This window comes from Bifidobacterium pseudolongum subsp. globosum (genome assembly GCF_000741295.1).
Classification (GTDB): domain Bacteria; phylum Actinomycetota; class Actinomycetes; order Actinomycetales; family Bifidobacteriaceae; genus Bifidobacterium; species Bifidobacterium globosum.
Window position 1 is genome coordinate 1 of the sequence record NZ_JGZG01000018.1, and the last position, 21,059, is coordinate 21,059.

At 60.1% G+C, this 21,059-nt stretch carries 21 protein-coding genes, 2 tRNA genes and 2 pseudogenes; 11 read left to right on the forward strand and 14 right to left on the reverse strand.

The genetic code is table 11. From position 1 onward, the window contains the following. The 3 genes and pseudogenes from BPSG_RS08540 to BPSG_RS08545 all read left to right on the forward strand — a co-directional run. Positions 1–272, forward strand: a pseudogene (locus tag BPSG_RS08540) (transposase); the annotation flags it as partial. A gap of 200 nt (positions 273–472) precedes the next feature. After that, positions 473–877: a GNAT family N-acetyltransferase gene (locus BPSG_RS07825; protein WP_026644220.1), complete on the forward strand. Its 405-nt coding sequence runs from the start codon at positions 473–475 to the stop codon at positions 875–877. 742 nt (positions 878–1,619) lie between these two features. Beyond that, positions 1,620–2,429 (forward strand): aminoglycoside 3'-phosphotransferase, encoded by an 810-nt coding sequence (locus BPSG_RS08545; RefSeq protein WP_026644222.1) that lies wholly within the window; start codon positions 1,620–1,622, stop codon positions 2,427–2,429. A 28-nt stretch (positions 2,430–2,457) separates the two neighbouring features. Here BPSG_RS08545 and BPSG_RS07840 read toward each other — a convergent pair whose 3' ends face one another. Then, on the reverse strand, positions 2,458–3,297 hold the full coding sequence (locus BPSG_RS07840) for a hypothetical protein (protein ID WP_051592144.1): 840 nt from the start codon (positions 3,295–3,297) through the stop codon (positions 2,458–2,460). Positions 3,298–3,653: 356 nt separating this feature from the next. Here BPSG_RS07840 and BPSG_RS08550 point away from each other — a divergent pair, with 356 nt between their 5' ends. The 3 genes from BPSG_RS08550 (at position 3,654) to BPSG_RS07850 (ending at position 4,746) form a co-directional block, all read left to right on the forward strand. Beyond that, positions 3,654–3,794: a hypothetical protein gene (locus BPSG_RS08550; protein WP_236822951.1), complete on the forward strand. Its 141-nt coding sequence runs from the start codon at positions 3,654–3,656 to the stop codon at positions 3,792–3,794. Between the two features lie 283 nt (positions 3,795–4,077). Next, on the forward strand, positions 4,078–4,542 hold the full coding sequence (locus BPSG_RS07845) for a hypothetical protein (protein ID WP_051592145.1): 465 nt from the start codon (positions 4,078–4,080) through the stop codon (positions 4,540–4,542). 3 nt (positions 4,543–4,545) lie between these two features. Then, positions 4,546–4,746 (forward strand): helix-turn-helix transcriptional regulator, encoded by a 201-nt coding sequence (locus tag BPSG_RS07850; RefSeq protein WP_026644223.1) that lies wholly within the window; start codon positions 4,546–4,548, stop codon positions 4,744–4,746. Between the two features lie 33 nt (positions 4,747–4,779). Here BPSG_RS07850 and BPSG_RS07855 read toward each other — a convergent pair whose 3' ends face one another. From BPSG_RS07855 to BPSG_RS07880, 6 genes are all read right to left on the reverse strand, one after another. Next, a complete protein-coding gene (locus BPSG_RS07855; protein WP_026644224.1) occupies positions 4,780–5,031 on the reverse strand; it encodes a hypothetical protein in 252 nt (83 codons plus the stop codon). A gap of 75 nt (positions 5,032–5,106) precedes the next feature. Further along, the gene (locus BPSG_RS08555; RefSeq protein ID WP_080699301.1) at positions 5,107–6,546 is read right to left on the reverse strand and encodes a zinc-ribbon domain-containing protein; all 1,440 of its coding nucleotides are present in this window, start codon (positions 6,544–6,546) and stop codon (positions 5,107–5,109) included. Between the two features lie 172 nt (positions 6,547–6,718). After that, the gene (locus BPSG_RS07865) at positions 6,719–9,220 is read right to left on the reverse strand and encodes an excinuclease ABC subunit UvrA (RefSeq protein ID WP_026644226.1); all 2,502 of its coding nucleotides are present in this window, start codon (positions 9,218–9,220) and stop codon (positions 6,719–6,721) included. Between the two features lie 72 nt (positions 9,221–9,292). Next, on the reverse strand, positions 9,293–10,048 hold the full coding sequence (locus tag BPSG_RS07870) for a class I SAM-dependent methyltransferase (RefSeq protein ID WP_026644227.1): 756 nt from the start codon (positions 10,046–10,048) through the stop codon (positions 9,293–9,295). A 393-nt stretch (positions 10,049–10,441) separates the two neighbouring features. Next, positions 10,442–11,521 carry an alpha/beta fold hydrolase gene (locus tag BPSG_RS08355; RefSeq protein WP_051592146.1) on the reverse strand — a complete coding sequence of 360 codons (1,080 nt, stop codon included), beginning with the start codon at positions 11,519–11,521 and terminating at the stop codon, positions 10,442–10,444. Positions 11,522–11,911: 390 nt separating this feature from the next. After that, on the reverse strand, positions 11,912–12,505 hold the full coding sequence (locus BPSG_RS07880; RefSeq protein WP_033502424.1) for an NADPH-dependent FMN reductase: 594 nt from the start codon (positions 12,503–12,505) through the stop codon (positions 11,912–11,914). A 258-nt stretch (positions 12,506–12,763) separates the two neighbouring features. On the opposite strand from BPSG_RS07880, the gene BPSG_RS07885 reads away from it, so the two are divergent. Next, the gene (locus tag BPSG_RS07885) at positions 12,764–13,516 is read left to right on the forward strand and encodes a MerR family transcriptional regulator (RefSeq protein WP_033502425.1); all 753 of its coding nucleotides are present in this window, start codon (positions 12,764–12,766) and stop codon (positions 13,514–13,516) included. Between the two features lies 1 nt (position 13,517). Here BPSG_RS07885 and BPSG_RS07890 read toward each other — a convergent pair whose 3' ends face one another. Further along, positions 13,518–14,243 carry a M48 family metallopeptidase gene (locus tag BPSG_RS07890; RefSeq protein WP_026644230.1) on the reverse strand — a complete coding sequence of 242 codons (726 nt, stop codon included), beginning with the start codon at positions 14,241–14,243 and terminating at the stop codon, positions 13,518–13,520. Positions 14,244–14,353: 110 nt separating this feature from the next. Here BPSG_RS07890 and BPSG_RS07895 point away from each other — a divergent pair. The 4 genes from BPSG_RS07895 (at position 14,354) to BPSG_RS08360 (ending at position 17,197) form a co-directional block, all read left to right on the forward strand. After that, positions 14,354–14,427 (forward strand) — tRNA-Ile (locus tag BPSG_RS07895). 31 nt (positions 14,428–14,458) lie between these two features. Then, a tRNA-Ala gene (locus tag BPSG_RS07900) sits at positions 14,459–14,531 on the forward strand. Positions 14,532–14,735: 204 nt separating this feature from the next. After that, positions 14,736–15,932 (forward strand): tyrosine-type recombinase/integrase, encoded by a 1,197-nt coding sequence (locus tag BPSG_RS07905; protein WP_080699316.1) that lies wholly within the window; start codon positions 14,736–14,738, stop codon positions 15,930–15,932. A gap of 14 nt (positions 15,933–15,946) precedes the next feature. Continuing rightward, positions 15,947–17,197: a tyrosine-type recombinase/integrase gene (locus BPSG_RS08360; protein WP_051592156.1), complete on the forward strand. Its 1,251-nt coding sequence runs from the start codon at positions 15,947–15,949 to the stop codon at positions 17,195–17,197. A 480-nt stretch (positions 17,198–17,677) separates the two neighbouring features. Here BPSG_RS08360 and BPSG_RS07915 read toward each other — a convergent pair whose 3' ends face one another. The 6 genes and pseudogenes from BPSG_RS07915 to istB all read right to left on the reverse strand — a co-directional run. Continuing rightward, entirely contained in the window at positions 17,678–18,121 is a 444-nt protein-coding gene (locus BPSG_RS07915; protein WP_026644262.1) for a hypothetical protein, read from the reverse strand. Continuing rightward, positions 18,114–18,518, reverse strand: coding sequence for a hypothetical protein (locus tag BPSG_RS07920; RefSeq protein WP_026644263.1), 405 nt, complete (start codon positions 18,516–18,518; stop codon positions 18,114–18,116). The genes BPSG_RS07915 and BPSG_RS07920 overlap by 8 nt, the downstream gene beginning before the upstream one ends. Positions 18,519–18,522: 4 nt before the next feature. Next, a complete protein-coding gene (locus tag BPSG_RS07925; protein WP_026644264.1) occupies positions 18,523–18,843 on the reverse strand; it encodes a helix-turn-helix transcriptional regulator in 321 nt (106 codons plus the stop codon). Between the two features lie 84 nt (positions 18,844–18,927). Beyond that, positions 18,928–19,737 (reverse strand): hypothetical protein, encoded by an 810-nt coding sequence (locus BPSG_RS07930; protein WP_026644265.1) that lies wholly within the window; start codon positions 19,735–19,737, stop codon positions 18,928–18,930. A gap of 349 nt (positions 19,738–20,086) precedes the next feature. Then, the gene (locus BPSG_RS07935) at positions 20,087–20,302 is read right to left on the reverse strand and encodes a hypothetical protein (RefSeq protein ID WP_034879189.1); all 216 of its coding nucleotides are present in this window, start codon (positions 20,300–20,302) and stop codon (positions 20,087–20,089) included. Between the two features lie 110 nt (positions 20,303–20,412). After that, positions 20,413–21,059 (reverse strand): annotated as a pseudogene (istB, locus tag BPSG_RS07940) (IS21-like element helper ATPase IstB); the annotation flags it as partial.

A 21,059-nucleotide genomic window follows, 5' to 3' on the forward strand; every position in this document is an offset into this window, starting at 1 on the left:
CATGATGCGCGAGCTGATCGACGACCTGACCGGACCGGGGCGCTACAAACGGCTGCCGGGAACTCGCCTCCCTCGGCCGCGTGCTCAAAAGACGCATGCGCGACATCCTCGCCCTCTTCCGCCACCCCCACTCAAGCAACGGACCCACCGAAGCCATCAACGGCAGGCTCGAGACCCTGCGCGGCAACACCATGGGCTTCGCCAACACCACCAGCTACATCCAACGATGCCTCATCCACAGCAGCCAACTCAAAGACATCCTTACACACTAACCTGAGAAGAGCCCCTTTACCGTTGTTCATCATCCACTTCTGTATTGTGGGTGTCGCGCGTCCGTGCATATCGTGACGTCGCGCGACGCCAATACTGCCCATTCCGTTGTGCGATACCGCACATCGCGATGCCGCACGACGCACCGAAGAATTCCACCCCGCACACCCCTGATATAGACGCCGGGATATAGCCTGCAGATATGGCAATCGAATACACGGACGAGAAACACTTCACGCAGGACCAGATCCATGAACTGTTCGCCTCGGTCGGCTGGGAATCGGCCCAGTATCCGGACCGCGTCTACCGTGCCTTGATTGGCAGCAGCACCGTCATCAGCGCATGGGATGGCGATCAGCTCGCGGGCCTGGCACGCGTCATCGATGACGGTGAAATGCTCGCCTATATGCATTGGGTGCTGGTGAATCCGAAATATCAGGGCATGCATGTTGGCAGTGGCCTCGTCGAACGTGTCAAGGAGCGGTATGCCGGCTACATGTTCCTCGAGGTGATGCCTGAGGAGAGCAAAAACGTGCCGTTCTACCAGCGCCACGGTTTCACACTCATGGAAAACGGCCGCGCAATGCAGATCGTAACCCACTCCTGACTCCCGGAGCGGTTCCTGGCCACCGCCTTCTGACTGTATCTCCGCTGAAGCGGAGCATTTTCCCCCCAGCCCCCAAGTATCACCGACCGCTACCCCATTGTTTGCAAGGCAGATACTCGCCCCCTCGCCAGAAACTGCTCCTCCCCAGCGGAAATACATGCAGGAGGTGGCACAGAATCCCGCGGATATGGCCATGTCCATCATCGAAGCGAGCAAACGAGCAGACCGAGGTTTGCGACGTTCTACCGTGTTTCATCTGGAAACCGCCGGCGTCCGCTCTGTTCAAGGAATAAAACGGCTTGTTCACCTGTCATGAAAGCGTAGCTTGGAAGTAGGCAAAGAAGGCGATGAAGCGCGCGATGAAAATCGTGGCATATAACCGTTGGCCGGTTCGCTTTGGCGGCCTCGTCTGGAAGCCGTCCGGCCGCTAGCAAGAGCACCGTAAGGCAGGTGGGTCATCATGGGACTATCGCATCATCAGTGGAAACGGCTCATCGCAGGAACATTGTTTTTTACAACCGCCAACGCATTATGGACGTGGTTCGTCTTTGGGAAGGCGGAGCTACTGAGCTGGCGCGGCCTGCTTGGCGTAGTGGTCACCTCGGCGTTGTTCTTTCTTATGAGCTACCCCCTCCATGAAGTCCAGCGAGGATGAGGATGAGAAGTACTCCACCCCAGTCGAGAGACCCCATGGCGAGTAGACAGCCCCCCCCTAACGGATTACCACACAAAGAAGAACCCCATGCACCACACACCGATTCCCGCCATCTCCGACGCTCCGCCGATCATACGCCGCCTTGCGCGCGGCCGCTCGATCCATGACACGAGCAGCTCGCCCGAGGCGCGTGTCTACGCACTCGGCGCCGAGGGCGCAAGCAGCAACGCCCTGTTCGCGAAGACCGCGCCCGCCGGCACACTCGCCCAAGAAGCGCGCATGAGCACCGTGTTCCACGAGCTCGGCCTCGGCCCCGAAGTCGTCGAATATCTGCCCGGCGGCGGCACGCACGCCGACTGGCTCGTCACGCGCGCGGTCATCGGAGAGGACTGCACCACCGCCCGCTACCTCGCCGACCCCGAGCGGCTGTGCGACCTTCTCGCCGTCCGCCTGCGCACGCTGCACGAACTGTTCCGCACACAGCCCGGCCGCCTCGCCGCGCTCAACATCCCCGACGTGCGCGCACGGTATCTCGACAACGTCGAGCGCGGCTGGCGCGCCGGCCGCTTCAACGCGCAATTCTGCCCGCGAATCACCGCAGCCGACGCTCACCGCATCGCCACTGAAGCCGCCGACGAACTGCGCACGGACGCGCTTCTCCACGGTGACTACTGCCTGCCGAACGTCATCCTGGACGACTGGCGCTTCTCCGGCTTCATCGACCTTGACCACGCGGGCCTTTCCGACCGGCACATCGACGTGTTTTGGGGCTCGTGGACCCTCTGGTTCAATCTGCACACCAGCGCCTACTGCAACCGCTTCCTCGATGCCTATGGCCGCGACGTCATCGACGAGGGCAAACTGGCCGCAATCGCCGCGATGGAATGCTTTATGTAGCGCGAAATCCCTGCCTCGCGCACGCCGCCTACTCCCCCGCGCGCGGCAGCCAAAACGCGCCGACCGCACGGCACTCCTTCTCGAACTGCTCACGCTTGCCATCGCTCAGATCGAGCTGATGTTCGGGGATCGCCAAAAACAGGTCGTCCGGCGCATCCAAAGGCGCACCTTCGCCGTCGACCGCCACAAAACCGGCGTTGCGCAAGTCATTCGCGGAATATTGGACGAGCGAAAGCCGGTCCGCCATCAGGTAGTCGTGCAACCAGTTGTACAGAAAATCCAGCGTCGCAGTGCCGTAGCCCGTGGGCACGGGCACGAGGGGCGCGCACAGCTGGCGCACATCGGGCTGGTATCCCAGCCACGGATCCGACTGCACGTCCACGAATTGCGCGGCGTGCGCGACCTTCATGAACTGCCGCCGCTGCGCATCCTGATATTTCGTGAGAATCACGAACGGAACGACCACCATCGCGACCATCATCACGAACCCGAGCAGCACATGCCCGCGCATGCCCAGCACGTATGTCACGCCGGCCAGCACCACGGCCGCCGCCACCACAAGCGCGCCCAGCAGCGCCGCCTGCGGCGTCTTGCGCGCCATGGCGACTGCCGTGAGTTTGCTGCGGACCGCGCGATCCTCCTCCGGCGAGCGCGCCTGCGGCATCCGCGTGGCGCGCGTGGCGTACAGGCAGCACGGCGAGCCGATGATCGCGAACAGCGCGCCGATGAACGTGAAGACGATGATCGGGTAGCTCCACTCGCCGAAGTCGTTGAATATGGCAATCACCGTGAACACAAAGTCAACGAGCAGGATGCCCCAGCCGATGAGCTGCCAGAACAGGTAGGGGTGTTTTTCCGCGAAACTCATGCTGCTTGTCCGTTTCTGTGACGCCCGTGTGCACTGCCCCGCATGACGCAACCCGCGCCCCCCTGCCCCAGACGAACGTCATGCAGAGGACCTCCAAACGCGACAGGCGTCTGACGCGCGCAGAAGATTGTCATGCTGCAAGCCATCTTATGCGACGTTCGTCTGGGTAGGCAGACGAACGTCATATTTCGAATCGCCGAGCATGACGTTCGTCTACGCATTCGCGACGATTGTCATGCAGCAAGCCGCAAAACATGATGTTCGTCTGCAGGTGGAGCTTCGGGCCTAAGGCATTGCGCCCCGTTCTACCAGCGATATGGCTGACATAGAACCTGCGTCTGACCGACGAGCGGTTCATGACGCACATCCGCACGCCTGTAACCATTGACGACCCCGCCAACCGCATCGATTTCTACGCCACGTTTTTGCACAGCAACCGACGTGTGGCACTGCCGATCCAGCAGCACCTCGCGCAACATTGGCCGCAGGCGGCCTAGAAGGCGCTTGCACCACGCCTCAAAACACCAATTGGGCCCCCACACTCCGGTATCTGCGCTGGGGAGGAGCATTTTCCTTGTGGGCTGGCCCTATGGACGGCGTAGTTTCAAGGAGCATACTCGAAGCCCACAAGGAAAATGCTCCTCCCCAGCGCAGATGCATGGCAAACAGCCCATAGAACCTGATTCGACATCCAAAAACGTTAAGCTAACTTGACAGTTAAGTAAGCTTTACATAGAATCAGAGCATCATCTGCTTATCATTCCAGATAGGAGGCCCGGCATGTACAAGAAACCCGAAAAGAAGCCATGCGGGTTCGGGCGCATCAAGCCCGGCGGAACCCCAGCACTGTGGTTGGCAATCCCTGTCGGCCTTGTGGCCGCGGCTGTCATCGGCATCGCCCTGCAGGCGGCACCGGTTTTTCCACACAACACCATGAATGCATGGCTCAGGGCCCTGCTGATCGGGGTATGCGTCGCACCGGCAGCCATCACTTTGGTTTGGACGGTGGTGGTCGATAGGTCGACCATCCCGGGAGCCCTCCCCCACCCTGAACATAGCGTGGAATGCACTTGGTATGACCAGGCCGCCAAAGACAGCTTCCATCTTCTGCTTGCAGGCACAGGACTGGGCGCCGCCCTCACCAGCTTCTGGCTGCCCCCAATGGTGTCTTGGACGCTTATTGCGGTCTTCGCCTTCACCGCCCTAGTGTTCGCGGTCAGCTACCTCGTCCGCAAGGAATCGTGAACCATGCGGAACCGCTTGCCACAACTGCGGCGCGAAAGGCACTTGTCGCAAGAAAAACTTGCCACAATGCTTGGCGTCAGCCGTCAGACCATCATCTCCATCGAAAAGGAACGCTTCGACCCGTCATTGCCTCTCGCCTTCCAGATCGCTGCCATCTTTGACTTGCGCATCGAGGATATCTTCACCCCCGATGCCCCGCTCTGAACGCGTTCCGTTTTGCGTGGCCACACACCAATCTCAAGCGGCGCTTGGGGTACCCCAATCGTCCACGTTGTCGCCGTCCTCTTCGGAGTCATCCTGACGGGAATCCCATACGTCGTATACCGTCAGCGCGGCCCACGCCATAGCAAGCAGCACATAGAGCCGCGAGCGCCCCTTCGCCTGCGCACGCTTGTACGCGGATGCGGCGGCCGCGCAAGCCGCCGCGGCCCCCAGATACGCAAACGTCCTGCTGGTGGTCCATTCCTCGAGGATTTCGTTGAACTTCATGAGACGCTCCTTGTCTGTTGTGCCCACAACAGTCCCATTGTAGGTCCGCCAACAACACCAGAGCGCAGCAGCATCCTACCCTGCAGAGCGTTCAGCACAGAACGGACAGCCCTTGCTGTGCTTGACCCGCGATGCGATGCTCATCTCCCATCGATGATCCGGGTTGCGCGCGCAAATCCATCGCGGCTTGAATGTCAAACGCCCCGCCGGCGTGGTATTCCATGGGCTTGTTGGATTCCGCGGATCCCATTCCTCGGCAAGCGATGGATACTTCCACGCAAACGAACCAAGCACTTTGCCACAGTTCTTGCACCGATTGTTGATGCGCAAGCCGCGTTCACGGGGAGTCGTGGTCCACTCATGCCCACACGCCAAACACGACCATACAACTTTGCGCCGCGACGATTCCTTGACATTGTCGGGAGTATACCGCCCCTCTGCATCTCCGATGACTCTGACCCATTCGGCCGCCAGCTCTGGATTCGTTTGGCGCAGATACACTTGGCGCGGGTCGGCCTGAGTGCGTGCGGCACGGCAATGCCTGCAGCCGTTATCGAGATAGCTGGAAGGTGTTTGCCGTGGATGGTGCCCAGCTGGACACACAAACCGATAGGACCGATAATCGGTCATCGGCACGTCAAACGGATTCATTTCATCATCCCACGCTGCAAGTAAATCCGGATAATCCGCAATGCTTTGATGCCTGCGCTCCTCCCGATCGATGGAAAACCGCAGCCGTTGCACTTGCTCGCACTCCGGGCATGACGGCCGCCATGTCATCCAATAGACCGGTGCCACAAACGAAAGATGGCATTCCGGACAAATCCACCATACGTTGCGTTGCGATCTACGAGTAAGCGTCTCTGGCGTCAACGGCGCATTACGCTTAGAATCCCACCATTCCAAACACCCTGATGTGCATGCAGCAAGTGACGCGTGTTCACCATTCTCGTACACACTGCCGTCGTGGGGCATTTCCTCGCGCTTGACCTGCCGCGCAGTATTGGCATACGACACACCCTCACGTGCGCGGGGCCCGCCACACGAACACCGACCCAAATCGTACAGACGACGCGCCCCCTGCTTCCCACAGTTGATGCAACGAGTCACAACGATCCGATCGCCTGGGCCGTCGTCCAGCAGCACAACCAATTCGTAGTCATGCTCTTGTGCACGTCTCTGCGCACTCCGAACATTGCGCTCGTGCTCGTACGCGAGCAACGGATCGTCTTCGCCGCCCTCACTGTGTTGGGTTTCCACCTGCCGGCCATATACCGCCAAGCTTCCACGATTCCATGCGCGCCAATGGCATGCACGGCATGTCTGTTCACCTTCCTGTGTTTTCTGCATGATGTATTGCGGTTTGTAGTGCGCCTCCACTCCACACACCATGCATTCCGTGAACAGATAGTCCTCCCGTACATACCCGCGCGCGGGATTCGGGGATTCAGCCATGCGCAACCCTGCGTGCCGCAAAATACCCTCAATGCCGTTGCTTGAAACATATGCAGCCATGATGGGCACTCTCCCCCAGATTGCGGCTTCTTCGTCTGGGTTCAGTGTACCAGTATCTACGTTACGAGAGTGCCCATTCCGGCAAAACCACGAGTACAGTACGCCTTTTTTCAAGGGTCATACTCGGTCTCACCAAAGAAAGGGCACTCTCGTAGCGCAGATACGCCCGCAACTACTCCACGCAGGGCTTGAGGTAGCGGCCGGTGAGGCTGAGTGGGTTCTCCGCGACCTGCGCCGGCGTGCCGGTTGCCACGATTTCGCCGCCGTTTTGACCACCGCCCGGCCCCATGTCGATGATCCAGTCCGCGTTCGCGATCATATCCAAGTCATGCTCAATCACGAGCACGCTCGCACCCTGGTCGATGAGTTTTTGGAACACACCGATCAGCGTGCGCACGTCGAGTGGGTGCAACCCGATTGTCGGCTCGTCGAACACGAACAGCGTGCCTTCCTGCGCGCGGCCCATCTCGCTCGCAAGCTTGAGCCGCTGCGCTTCGCCACCCGAAAGCGCCGGCGTGCTCTCGCCGAGCGTCATGTACCCGATGCCGAGCTCATGCAGGGTGTCAAGTTTGGCGCGCAGACGGCGCTGACTGGTTCCCGCAAAGACCTCGCGCGCCTCGTCAACCGTCATCGCGAGCAAATCGGGCAGCGAAACAGGCGCATGCCCACCCTTGGGCTCCCACGTGATTTCGCCGGCCTCGTCGCTGTACCGCGTGCCGTGGCAGTCCGGGCAGTCAATGTCCACGTCGGGCAGAAACTGCACGTCGAGTGTGATCTGCCCGGTGCCGTCGCACGTGGGGCAGCGCAGCGAGCCGGTGTTGTACGAGAACGCGCCCGCCGTCAGGCCACGCGCCTTCGCCGCTTCCGTGCGCGCGAACAACCGCCGCAGGTCGTCGAGCACGCCGCTGTAGGTGGCGACGGTGGAGCGCACGTTCGCGCCGATCGGCGTCGCGTCGATCATCGTGACGCGCTCGATGCCCGGCGCATCCAACGCGCGCACATGCTCCGGCATCTGCTCGTCCGCGATCTTCGCGGTGAGCGCCGGCACGAGACTTTCCAGCACGAGCGTCGTCTTACCCGATCCGGAGACGCCAGTCACCACGGTCAGACGATGTTTCGGCACGCGCGCATCCAACGCGTGCACAGTGTGCAGCGGCGCGGTCCTGATTTCGATCGCGCCTTCGCTGAACACCGCATCTGCCGGCGTCTGCGGGCGCACGATCTGCGAGTGTTCGCTCGCGAGGAACGGCGCGATGAGCGAATGCGGACTGCGCTCCACATCCCCTACCGTGCCCTGCGCGATCACCGTGCCGCCGTGCGCGCCGGCGCCCGGCCCCATTTCGATGATCCAGTCGGTCGCGCGCAGCACGCGCGTATCGTGGTCGACGACGATCACGGTGTTGCCCTGCGCCTTCAGATCGCGCATCACGCCGAGCAGGCCGTCCACGTTCGCCGGGTGCAGGCCGATCGACGGCTCGTCGAGCACATACATCGCGCCGGTCAGCTCGCTGCGCACGGCGCGCGCGAGCTGGATGCGCTGCCGCTCGCCGGTCGACAGCGTGCTGCCGGCGCGGTCGAGCGTGAGGTAGCCGAGCCCGAGCTCGAGCAGACGGCGGGCGGTGCGCGTGAATTCACCGACGATCGCCTGCGCCATCTCGCGCATGTCCGCAGGCATCGCGCTCGGCACGGTCTGCACCCACTGCGCGAGCTCGTCTAGCTGCATTGCGCACTGTTCGGGCAGCGTCTTGCCGTGTACGGGCAGCGTGCGCGCGCGTTCGTTCAGACGCGTGCCGTGGCAGTCAGGGCATGGCGACTCTTTGATGAACGGCTCGACGCGCTTGAGTCCCTTCGCGTCTTTCGCTTTGTCGAGCGCATTGAGCACGGTGCGCGCGGCGCTGAAGTAGGTGAAGTCCATTTCGCCCGCGCGGTTCTGCTTCTTCAAGTGGTACATGATGTGCCGTTTTTCCGCGGGCCCGTGCAGCACAATCTCTTTTTCGTGGGCGGTGAGGTCTTTGTACGGTACGTCGGTGCGCACGCCCATCTCGCGACACACGTCCACCATGACCGACCACATCAGTGATCGCCACGGCGCGACCGCACCCTGCTCAATCGTCAGGTTCGGGTCGGCGATCAGCGTGGAGTCATCCACCGTGCGCACAATGCCCGTGCCGGAGCAGGTGGGGCACGCGCCGCCCGAGTTGAATGCGAGGTCCTCCGCGCCGAGCGCCTGCACTTCGGCGCCGCACACCGGGCAGATGACCGGCCGTTCGAGCGCGACATTCGGCGTCGGGTCGAGCATATGGCCGTTCGGGCAGGTGTAGTTGCCCAAGCGGGATGTCATGAGGCGCAGGCTGTTGAGCAGTTCGCTCATCGTGCCGAAAGTGCTGCGGATACCCGGCACGCTCGGCCGCTGGTGCAGCGCGAGTGCCGGCGGCACATGCTCAATCGCGTCGAGCTTCGCTTCGCCGCTCTGTGCGATGCGCCGGCGCGTGTAGGTGGAGAGTCCTTCCAGATAGCGGCGTGAGCCTTCCGCGTAGAGCACGCCGAGCGCGAGCGACGATTTGCCCGAGCCGGAGACGCCCGCGACGGCCACCATCTTGCCGATTGGCACCTGTACGTCCACACGCTTGAGATTGTGCACCCGCGCGCCGGTGATGTCGATTGTCTGCGCCATGCTGCCGCTCCTCCGTTCGTTTCGCTATTGCCGAGCGTAAGAGGGGCTGGCCGCGTTCCGCCGAGGGCGCATTCAATGTGACATTTTCATGCTCCACGTCGCAACGTAGGTCGGCACATGGTGTTCGTGCAGGTTGCCTTCGCCGTTCGTGTCCTCATACAGCGCGCGCAGCACAAAGCCGGCTTCGAGCTGGCCGCCGATTTGCTCGTCGAGCGTGTGCGAGAACTGCATGCCGCAATCCGTGCGGAGCAGCATCTGGCGTGCGCGCTCGTCGTGCAGCGGATTGAACGGCAGTGTATTCGTCAGGGTCGTCTCGTCATCGTCGAAGATGTAGTTGATGCCGTTGTCGTAGCCGCCGATGAGCGATCCGGCGGTTTTGAGCACGCGGTGGCATTCGCGGAACACGGGGCGCACCTGCTCGATGTAGCAGTTGGATACGGGGTTGATGATCAGGTCGAAGCTTTCGTCTTCGAACGGCAGCGGTTTCGTCATGTCCGCCTGGATCACCTCGATCTCGTAGCCTTCGCGCTGTGCAACCTCGGTTTCGCGTTCGCATTGGCGCGACGAATAATCGAGCACCGTGCATTGTGCGCCGAGCGCCGCCATGATCGGCATCTGCTGCGCGCCGCCGCTCGCAAGGCCCAGCACGCGCTTGCCGCGCACATCGCCAACCCACTCGTGTGGCACTGGTTTCGTTGGGGTGAGCAGGATGTCCCAGTCGCCGTGTTGCGCGGCGACGAAGGTGTCGTGTGAGATCGGCACGCCCCATTGCCAGCCTTCGTCGACCCAACGGTCGATCGTTCGTGCGTTCTCACTCTGGTAATCCATGTTCGTCCCCCTACATGTGGCTGCTTCGAAGCCGGGTACCGCTTATCGGCGCATCACTTGTACAACAAGGTAGCATAGCTATCTCGCGTATCTCGCTTACGCGGGTGCCCTAACCCGGCAGCCTTGAAGTATCGGCGTCGCGAATCATCAGAATTCCAGCAATCTGCAAGGGCGATACTCGCCCCTGCCGAAATTAAGGCACCCGCGTAAGCGAGATACAGCCAGCCTTCGCTCTTCAGCAACACACTCGCGCCCATAGATTGTGCTTCACACACCGGTGATATCGATTGCTTGCGCCATACACCACTTTTTCGCGGTAGTACCCCACAACAGCCGAAGCGAGCGGCATGCCTTGGGCACACTTAGCGGAACAGCACCTATATAATTCAGCGCCTAGCGCCGGCAATTAGACAGAAACTCCCTGACTGCCGCACAGAACCGCTGGGGATGATCCAGAAACGGGGTATGGCCCGCATCACGGATGACGACCATCGCCTTTCGGGCAGCCACGACATTCTCGTAGTAATCCCGGACCATGGGCGTCGGGGTGATCCAATCACTGTCGCCCTGAATGAAGCAGACCGGCATGGAATATCGGCGTCCCGAATCCTCGATGCGGTAGCGGAAGTACATGTAGTCCACAAGGTTGCGTTGGGATTCGATGATGTTCCTTGCATTGCTCGCGAACAGGAACCATTTCACGTCCACCCCTCGCATCTGCGGCGAAGTGAGCGCCGTCCACATTTGGCGTACTCCAGACATCTCCGCTTTGTTGCGCAGATACTTCATGGAAGTGATGACCATGTTCTCAAGCATCTTGACATCCAGTTGACCAAGGCATTTCGTTGCACGCAGGCATTCGACGCCCCGGATTAGTGCAGTGGCGTCCCTGATGTTTCCCTTCGCGCGCGCCCTGTCCGCCGCTTGTTGCGCTGCAAGTATCTTCCCCTGCAGGAATTCGGTGACTTGACCAACGCCTATATACGCCGCAACCTTCCGCGGATGCCTGCGAATATAGTCCGTCGCAAGCACCGTCCCCCACGATTGCCCGACAAGGATGATTGCGTCGCGATCAAAGCGTTTCCTCAAATGATCAACGAGTTCATCCACATCGGAAAGCAGCTCGTCAATCGTTGGATTGGACACGTTCGGATTGCGGTGTAGCGTGCGTCCGCAGCCGCGCTGCTCCCATACCGCAACCGTATAGTCGCGTTCGAGTTCGGCCTGATAATGGCCGGTCATGTAGGTCAGAGGGAATCCAGGACCGCCATGCAGCCATAGGATGACGGGGTTACGCCGGTCTTCGCCTCGAATCTGCACATATTGCTCGATGCCACCCAAGGTGATATACGCGCGTTCCTGCACGCCATGCGCAGCTGTGATGTGGGTCAACGCGGCGTTGCGGAAACGGGCGGCCACGATGGGCACGAGAACCGCTGCGAGTACACACAGCACAGCCAGCACCAATCCCATGATCGATCCTCTTTCCACCGTAGATACCAGCCCAAATCGACACTCATTGTATAGGAGCATGCACGGCCCCAAGGGTTTCGAAGAACATCCATGAACACCGCGTCACAATGTATGCAGGAGCACTCATACAAGTGCGTCCACATAGATTCGTCAATGTGCCGTACACCGAACTTTTCAACCACCCGATTGGACGCTAGACGACGGTTCCGCGCTATCTCGCTTACGCGGGTGCCCTAACCCGGCAGCCTTGAAGTATCGGCGTCGCGAATCATCGGAATTCCAGCAATCTGCAAGGGCGATACTCGCCCCTGCCGAAATTAAGGCACCCGCGTAAGCGAGATACAGCCGGCACATGCCTTTTCCATGGCAAATTTGGCCTATTCCCTTGCCCTACCGCTCGTCAACGATACCAATCAGCGCATCGGCCTGATGCTCGATGGCCGACTTGGCTGCATCATCGAGCTCAAGGGTGTCGCTGATGAACATCTCACGGCTCACCGCAACACCGGTGAAGGTGGCCGGAGCAAAACGCATCTTCATGAATTCAAGCACCGGCAGCAGCGTCGCGAAGCTGTCGCGCACGCAATTCGCGCCGCCCGCGCCGCTCATCGTCATCGTCTTGCCGAACAATGGCGACGGCGAACCATCCTCCGCCGGGCGCGACAACCAGTCCAGCAGGTTCTTGAGCGGACCGGGCATACCATGGTTGTATTCGGGGGTCACAATCCACAGCGCGTCGGCGTCGGCCACCGCAGTACGGGCGGAGGCCACTGATTCGGGATTCGGGAATTCCTCGTCCTGATTGAACACCGGCACATCACGCCAATCGAGGACACTCACATTCGCGCGGCCGGCGAGCGCATGCGCGGCGAACTGCGCGAGTTGCCTGTTGAAGGATTGTTTGCGTAGCGATCCGACGATCATCAATACCGTCGGCAGACTGCCGTCATGTTCCGCGATGCGGGCTTCATTGGCTGGTTTCATGGTTTGGTCCTTTCCGGAGGCCGAATTACATGCTCACTATGTTCAAGAGCCCACTTCCCCAAAACCATCCACATCACGCGTTCAGCTGACCATCGGTGTACATATCTGCGCCAACTGTCGTAGGCAACACTGGCCGCACCAATCTTTTTGCAGGAGGAGAAACTCCACGCGGTGAATACGCGTATCAACGAAAATCACCGACACGCCGGCAGGATTGACCTTCACATCATGTCAGGCCGTAGCGTACAAACCATGCACATGCAGAAACAACTTACCATCGGCGAGACATCGGCGCGATGCGCGGTCAGTGTACGGATGCTGCGGCATTGGGAATCAGTGGGCCTGCTCCACCCCGGACGCGACGGCAACGGATACAGGCTGTACAACGAAGACGACATCGCGCGCATCAGGCGTATCCGCCTGTACCGGGACCTCGGCCTCATCACGGAGCAGATCCGCGTGGCTCTCGACGGTCCGGCCACGGAAACGCTCTCGCTGATGTGCGAGCAACGGGCGCGCATCAGCGGGCACATCACACAACTGCAGTTGATATTGCAGGACATCGACGAACTCAGCGCATACGCGCACAATATGAAAGAGGATGAGGACATGGACACTCCATACACCGACGAAGCACACGACCGCTGGGGAGACAGCCCACAGTGGATGGAATACGCGGAATACCGCACCCGCACGGATGACGCGCAACAGCAAGCGGATCTCGACGCCGTGCGGGCGCTCGAGCTCGAATTGGCACAGGCGATGCGCGACGGCGTCCAGCCCGGCAGCGAGGCGGCGGATGAGCTCGCGTTGCGACACCGGGAATCGCTCACGTGGTATCACGTGACGCCATCGATGCACGTGTGCCTCGCGAAGATGTATGTCAACGATCCGCGGTTCCGCGCACATTACGACGGCATCGAGCCGGGATTAGCTGTCTGGCTGCGCGACGCCATCGAAGCGCAGGCGGCCGCTGAAGGCGTGGATGTCGAGAATGCGCGCTGGGAGTAGCTCAGCCCCGCGCCTGCGGCACTTCGAAGATCGTGCATTTGTTCAGTTCGCGCCGCAGCTCCTTCCAGTCGGACAGCGCGTCGGTCATGCGCGCCTGGAAGCCGGCGCCGTGACCATGCTCCCACAGATGCACCATCTCGTGCACGAGCACATACTCGAGGTATTTCGGGTCCATCAGCCCGAGCTGCAGGTTGATCCGGATCCGCGCGGTCTTGGGCGTGCACGACCCCCAGCGCGAGCTCATCGTGCGCAGCGTGATCTTCGACGGCGCGCGGCCCACCACCGGCTCCCACTTGCGCAGCAGCGCCGGCAGCTGCCGCTCGATGGACTGCCGCGCCCGCTCGAGCGACTGCTCGTTCCAACTGAAGGCGCCCTCCGGCGCGCCCTCGCGCTGCATGCTGACCGCGCTCACCGGCACGTCCGGATCCACGTTCGGCGAGGCGAATGTGCGCGAGCGTGCGGCCGCCATCTTGCGCAGTGCTTCGTCGATCCACGCGCGCCGCTCGCGCACGAACCGCACGATGTCCTGCTGCGGCATGCGCACCGGCGCCGTGACTTCGACGGCGCCATACGGCGGCTTGACGCGCAGGTACATGTTGCGGTTCTTTTTGCGCAGCACGCTCACCTGCACGCCGTCGACGGTGATGACTTCGCGAGAGATCAGCGCGTGCGGCGAAGTGGAGCGTCCTGCGAGCGAACGGGCGCGGGGGAGGTTGCGAAAAGGCATACCCGATATTGTCAGCGGCCAAGGGGACAACAACGACACGCCGATTTGATTTGACTTATCGCATGCTGTTGGTATTCTTTTTTTCTGTTGCGTCCTGAACGCGATGGATCGGGCCCGTAGCTCAGGTGGTTAGAGCGCATCCCTGATAAGGATGAGGTCGGAGGTTCAAGTCCTCCCGGGCCCACGTGGGGAGCATTCTCACGTGTTCCCCCGTTGGGGCTATGGCGCAGCTGGTAGCGCATCTGCTTTGCAAGCAGAGGGTCCTCGGTTCGAACCCGAGTAGCTCCACTCGCGTCAACCGTTGAAAACATTGGGTTTTCAGCGGTTTTTTCGTTTTCTGCTTGGGGGCATTTCAAGGCCAAGAATGGCCGTTTTAGGCACATTTAAGCAGCACAAGTGTTGCACAAGTGTTGCAAAATCACAGCCGCGACACGCGGTGTTTTCAAGGGCTGAGAGGCCCCGGCAAAAACACAAGTGTTGCACGCGGCTTGAATGGAGGTGCCGAACATGGGAAAGCGAAGTTTTGGAACTATCCGCAAGATGCGATCAGGGCGTTTTCAGGCTTGCTACAAGGTAGGCGAAGAGATCTTCTACGCGCCCGACACATTCGAGACACGTTCGACGGCTAGCGAGTGGCTAGCCACTGTGCGCTCTTCAATCTTGCGGCATGAGTGGATAAACCCGAATATCTCCGGGCAACGTTTCAAGGACTACGCGCTTGCATGGTTCAAGGAACGGGCGCGCGATCTTCGCCCGAAAACAAGAGACCTATACGCGGGACTGTTGGACGCGCTGCTACTTCCTTACTTGGGCGATACGCCCATGAAGGAACTTTCGCCGCTCGTGGTCAAGCAGTGGCGCGGCAAGCTGTTGAGGGAGTTCGCAGAGCGCAGCGAACGCGGCGATATGCCCACGCGGCACAGCACCGGGGCTAATCGTGTGGCACAGGCCTACAGGCTGCTGCATACGATCATGGCGGACGCGGTTCGCGATGAAGTCGTGCGGCATAACCCATGCGTGCTCAAGGGCGCTAGCCAAGTGCGGGCAATCGAGCGTACGCCCGCCACACTGGAGCAGCTGGACACGATAGCGGCGAACATGCCCGAGCGCTACGCCGCACTTATCCACGTCGCCGCGTGGAGCGGCCTACGATTTTCCGAGCTTGCCGGGCTGAGGCGGCGGGACGTCTTGCTTGTTCTCAGCGAAGATAACCAAGTGTGCTACCGCCTGAACGTCGACAAGCAAACGTACAAGATTCGCGGCAAGCTGTACGAAGATGCGGCACCGAAAACCGACGCGGGGCGGCGGGCGGTGTATCTTCCCGCACACCTGACCGACATGCTTACTTCGCACATGGAACGCTTCACCGATTCCAGCGAAGATGCCTACGTATTCCCTACCGCGAAGGGAACGCCGATTAGCAACAACGTCGTTGGCAAGTGCTTCAGGAAAGCTAGGGAAATCGCCGGACGCCCTGACTTGCGTTTCCACGATCTGAGGCATACCGGCGCGACGCTGGCGGCGAAGGCGGGCGCCACGACCAAAGAGCTTATGCAGCGCATGGGGCACAGCAGTATGCGGGCTGCAATGATCTACCAACACGCGAACGAAGAAGATGACTTGCTGCTTGCGGCGCGCATGGACGCCATGGCATTCGGCGGCGCGAAGCAAGCTCAGCGCATGAAGTGAAGGGAGTGTGCACCATGACCAACAACAAGCGTATGGCGATGCCCGAGAGCTGGAAGTCCGCCGCATATGGGTTCTTGGAGTACAAGCGGGCGGCGGGCGTCGCAGATACCTCGCTGCTTACGCTCAGGCGGCGGCTTCGCGCGTTCGCCGCTGAGATCTGCACACCGCCCGAACTCGTGTCTCAGCAGCAGCTCGTTCACTATCTCGCCTCACGCAAGGCGGTAGAGACGAAGCGGGCGTGCCGCAACTTGTTCACGGCGTTCTTCACATGGTTCGAAGCGGCGGGGTACCGGGCGGACAATCCCGCGCGACTGCTACCGGCCGTGCGGCGTGCCACGCCACACCCTAAGCCATGCACCGACGACATGATTAGCGCGGCGCTGGAGCGGGCGACGGCCGAAGAGCGGCTTATGGTGCTGTTGGCGGCAACATGCGGCCTAAGGCGCGGGGAAATCGCCCGCGTGCATAGTTCCGACGTCATCACCGGCACCCATGGCGAGCGTTCGCTGATTGTACACGGCAAGGGAGGCAAACAGCGTATAGTGCCGCTCACCGAGGAACTGGCACAATCGATCGCCGCCGCTGATGGCTATCTCTTCCCGGGCCGTTGGGACGGACACGTTGAAGAGAGTTACATAGGCAAGCGCGTATCGCGGCTGCTGCCGCCCGGCTACAGCTGCCATAAGCTTCGCCATAGGTTCGCCACCGTCGCGTACACCGATAGCCACGACATGTTAGCCGTTGCGCGCGCCCTTGGGCATTCCAGCACCGACACCACGCAAGCGTATGTAGCACTTCCCGAAGAGGCGCTAAGGGCACTGACTGAAGCGGCGGCGATTATCCATGATGTGAAGGCCGATACGCTCCACGACGGCACAGCGCAAGCGGACGGCAGCGATCTAGCGGCGGCTGGAGGCAACGTGGCGGCAGAGTGCGGGGAGGATAGCGCGGACGTGCTTCTAGCGGCCTTGCTGCTTGCATGGAGCATGACCGATGGCATTCGCGGCGGCTCTCGCTCTTTCCGCATAGACGCCGCGTCGCTCGTCGTGCAATGGGGACTAGGCAAGGAACATGGCCGACGTTCCGTAGTCGTGCAGACGGCGGCGCGGCGGCTGGAATCCTTGGGCATCATAGATCTTGCAAGCGGCGGCGATGAAGTCGTGTGCGGCAATTGCACAGCGGGGTTAGAGCTTCTTGAGATGGTCAAAGAGAGCTATTGGAGGGAGTGGCAACGGCGGCTAGCGAGCGAAGGCGGCGGGCAATAGGCGGCGGCTGAAGAGATCTGCACGGGAAAGCGGGCGGCACTGAAAGTGCTTGCCCGCTTTCCTTATTGAGAACGGTTCTCAATAATTTATACCCAAGTTGGGGGGAGAGAAAACTGGGCGCGGGGTCTAGTCGGGGAGGCATCGTTTAAAAAACGAAGCTGTGTCAGACACCCCCGCGCCTTCTTTCCCTTCTTTCACCTTCTTTCTGTTTCTTTCTATTCTTTACGGTCATACATTTTGTGCTACCTTCGCGTCACATCTTGTGACGAATAGGTGTGTAATACGTGACGAATAGGTGTGCACTCTGTGCTACCTTCGCGTCACTTTTCGTGACCCAATCACGGCGCTATCCACGATCTACCGGCCGTTTGGTTACACATATTGCACACCTAACACGTTCTCACATAATGAGAGAGTGGCTCTCAAAGGTAAGAACTAGCACATTGACAATCCTGTGCGACACACTATAATGCACCTTCTTCACTTTGAACCATCTTGTAGCCAACTTTCATAATCTTCACCTATACGCTTCCAACTGATTAGGACGCTGTTGTATTTGCTTCCTTCCAAGAACTCGTTAGCCTTGAGAAAGTTCAGTGCGCAGAACTCGGGCAACCTAATGCGAAAGTTCTGCACTACGGGCCCTTGGCCCCGGTCCAGTCTTTCGATCAGCCCGCACTCTATTAGCTTTTGAATTGGGCGTGACAAGTTATGCACTTTGCTGCTATCGCCTTCAATGTACTGCGCTAAGTTGGCTCTCTTTTGCGTGAACAGCCCACGCCGGGCTTTTGGCGTTTCTTGTGCGCTTTTCCCGGTGTAGTCCACTGCTTTATCGCACATGCGTATGAATACGGCTTGAGCATGATGGCCGCAATTCAAGTATGCTGCCGCCGGTCCCGCAAGTTCCTTAAGTATTTCACCCATTGCCGCCCGCTTTCCCTACTGCGCGCCGCCATTGACGACGCGCTCCAGCTCGGCTAGCGGCCTCCAGCTCCAGCAACTTGCGGATATTCTTCACCTTTGCCGCCTTGAGTTGCAGAGATCTAGGGCACAGACGGACAAGTACGTTGTTGTGATCGAGCGGCTTCACGCTGATTAGCCTTAGCCTCTCCAGCCGTTCCAGCGCCTCGCGCAACGCGGTTATGGTCATGGCGTTATCATGCCAAGCGAAGCGCCATGGCAGACTAACGCGCCATGCCAACGTTGAGTAGTGAACCTCTGTGTAGTATTCAGTTGAGGCGCATTCTTCCTGAAGCTTGAAGTAGATGCGGCCAACGTCTGCGTTGCTCAGCTTGGGGCGGGCTTGTTCCTTCTTCTTCATGGCCCTACGCCTCCAAGTCCCTAAGGACGGCGGCGGCGCTTAGCTCGCTCTTGAAGGTGTCGGCGTTGCGCTTCGCCCTTGCCTTCCCCTCAAGAGTGGGCACCGACGTTTCGCGGGCTGGAGCCTTACGACGATGTTCTTCAATGAATGCGTCGAGATCTGCCCTAGTCCATTTGCGGCTAGCGCGTCCAACTTTGCCGCTGCTGGGAAACTCTACATATGCGATGTAGCCGCGCCGCGTGAGCCTCTTAAGTACCGTTGTGGACACACCCAAGTACGCAGCCGCCGCTTCACTATCCAAGATTATTCCGTTATTCGTAGTCATCTTCAAACCTTTGCCCTATGCAATTAGGCTATGGTTCGATGGCCTGACGAATGGCGGGGACTATTCGAGATCTAGCACAATGGACTAGTCCGCCAAGAGAACCACAGCCGGGATATTGCCGCGACAAGGGCAAGGCTGAGGGGCGCGGGGCGCGCGCTGCATGGAGATTACAAGAAGCGTGCTCGATTTATCGGCGGGTACAGTTGTATCCAGCCGCCATAGTGCAACTATGGAGAACATGAAGTAATGAGGTGCTTCAGGCGGCGAGCACGCGAACATGCCCGCAAGCACCGATAGCCAAGCGAAGTGCAATGCAGACCAATACGCCTCTTCACGTTGCGCATGGCGACGCTTAGCCTTGCCGCACACAACATGCGGCGCGCTCTGCCGGTATCGCACTTCTTCAAGGGACATGCGCGCATATACTTCAATGGCCTCGCATACTTCACGCAGTAAGTCAGCGCCTTCTACACCCGCGCAAGTTACGCCATATTCCTCGGCAAGCTCGATTAGCTCGCCATTGTTCGCACTCTCTTCGATCAGGCGAACAGCATGACGGCGTACCGCTCTATCTTCGCCACTTGGGCACGTCCCGCATGTGTAGGCGTCATACGGGTTGCAGAGTACCACCCGCTTCGCGATGCGCGCGTGCTTCATTGCCCGCGTGCGGCCGGTCCCCACACATCTGCGTTCGCGGCGCTCGGCGCGATTCTTGCCGCGCCCCTTCCATATGGCATTACACAGCGGGCATGAAGTGATGAACGCTTCTTGTGCATCGATCTTCGCGCACTGCTCAAGGTGCTCAGATTGTTCGCGGCTACTCAGGCTCGCGGCATACGTGACCCACGCGGCGACGTTGGCGCGCGCGTCAGGTTCGCGGGGCTGAGTTTCCATGCTTCCTACGGTATTACGTGCGGGGCAACTCAGGGCAATTCGACACGCCGATTTTAGGGCGAGTTTTCCGCCCAAGTGTTGCACAAGTGTTGCAAGCGGTAGTTTGTCAGCTCAAGAACGTTGTAAAATAAGGGCTACAAGCCTAATGAAGATGTGCTTTGCAAGCAGAGGGTCCTCGGTTCGAACCCGAGTAGCTCCACTCGCGTCAACCGTTGAAAACATTGGGTTTTCGGCGGTTTTTCTGTTTTCTGCACCAGATCCATGTAGAGGCAACGCCGCAGTATGCTCTTTTGAATTCGGCATATAGGTCATTTTGGGCATATAGGTCATTTTGTGTTGATTTAGACTCCTAGTCGGTGGTGTTGGGGTAGCGGGTGCTGGTGTGGAATTCGTTCCAGTCGATGCCGGTGCCGAGGGTGGGTTGGCTGGTGTCCGGTTCGTGTTCCTGCGCCGGCCCATGCACGGTGTGCCGTTCGTGTTCCTTGAGGATGTGGGTGGGGTCGGGTTGGGAGCTTTTCATATAGCAGAGCCATTCGCAGGCGCGGCGCATGTGGTGTTCCGGCATGCTGTGTTTTAGCAATTTGCGTTCCGCATTGTGAGCAGTGTTTTTCAGCAGGGTGAGCAGCGGCTTTTCCGCATGGTCGGCGGTATTGCCGCTGCGCGCTGGTTTTTGGGTTATTTGGTCATGAGTGCGTGTTCGCTTCGGTATGAGCCTCCTTGGAATCTGATGATGCGGCCGTGGTGGACGGTGCGGTCGATGAGGGCGGCGGCCATGTTCGCGTCGCCCAGGACACGTCCCCAACCGCTGAACTCGATGTTGCTGGTGTAGATGATGCTGCGTCTTTCGTAGCTGTCGGAGATGATCTGGAAGAGCAGTCGGCTGCCTTCCTCGTCGATGGGCAGGTAGCCGAACTCGTCGATGATCAGCAGGCGCGCCTTGCCTATGGAGGCGAGCTCGCGGTCGAGACGGTTCTCGTGCTGGGCGCGGCGCAGGCGCATGACCAGGCTTGACGCGGTGAAGAACCGTACGGGGATGCCTCGGTCGGTCGCGAGCCTGCCCAGTGCTATGGCGAGGTGGGACTTGCCGGTGCCGACCGACCCGTAGAGCACGAGGTCCTCGGCGTTGTCGATGAATTCGAGGGTCTCGAGCTGGGCGCGTCCCCAGTCGGCGGGCATGGCGAGGTTGGACCAGTCATAGCCGTCGAGGGTCTTGGTCGGCGGGGAACGCGGCCTGTTTCCTAAGGCGCAGTCGTCGTGACTGCTCGCGTGAGGCGAGTTCGGCCTCGAACCATCGCTGCATGAACTCGAGCTGGGATGCGGTC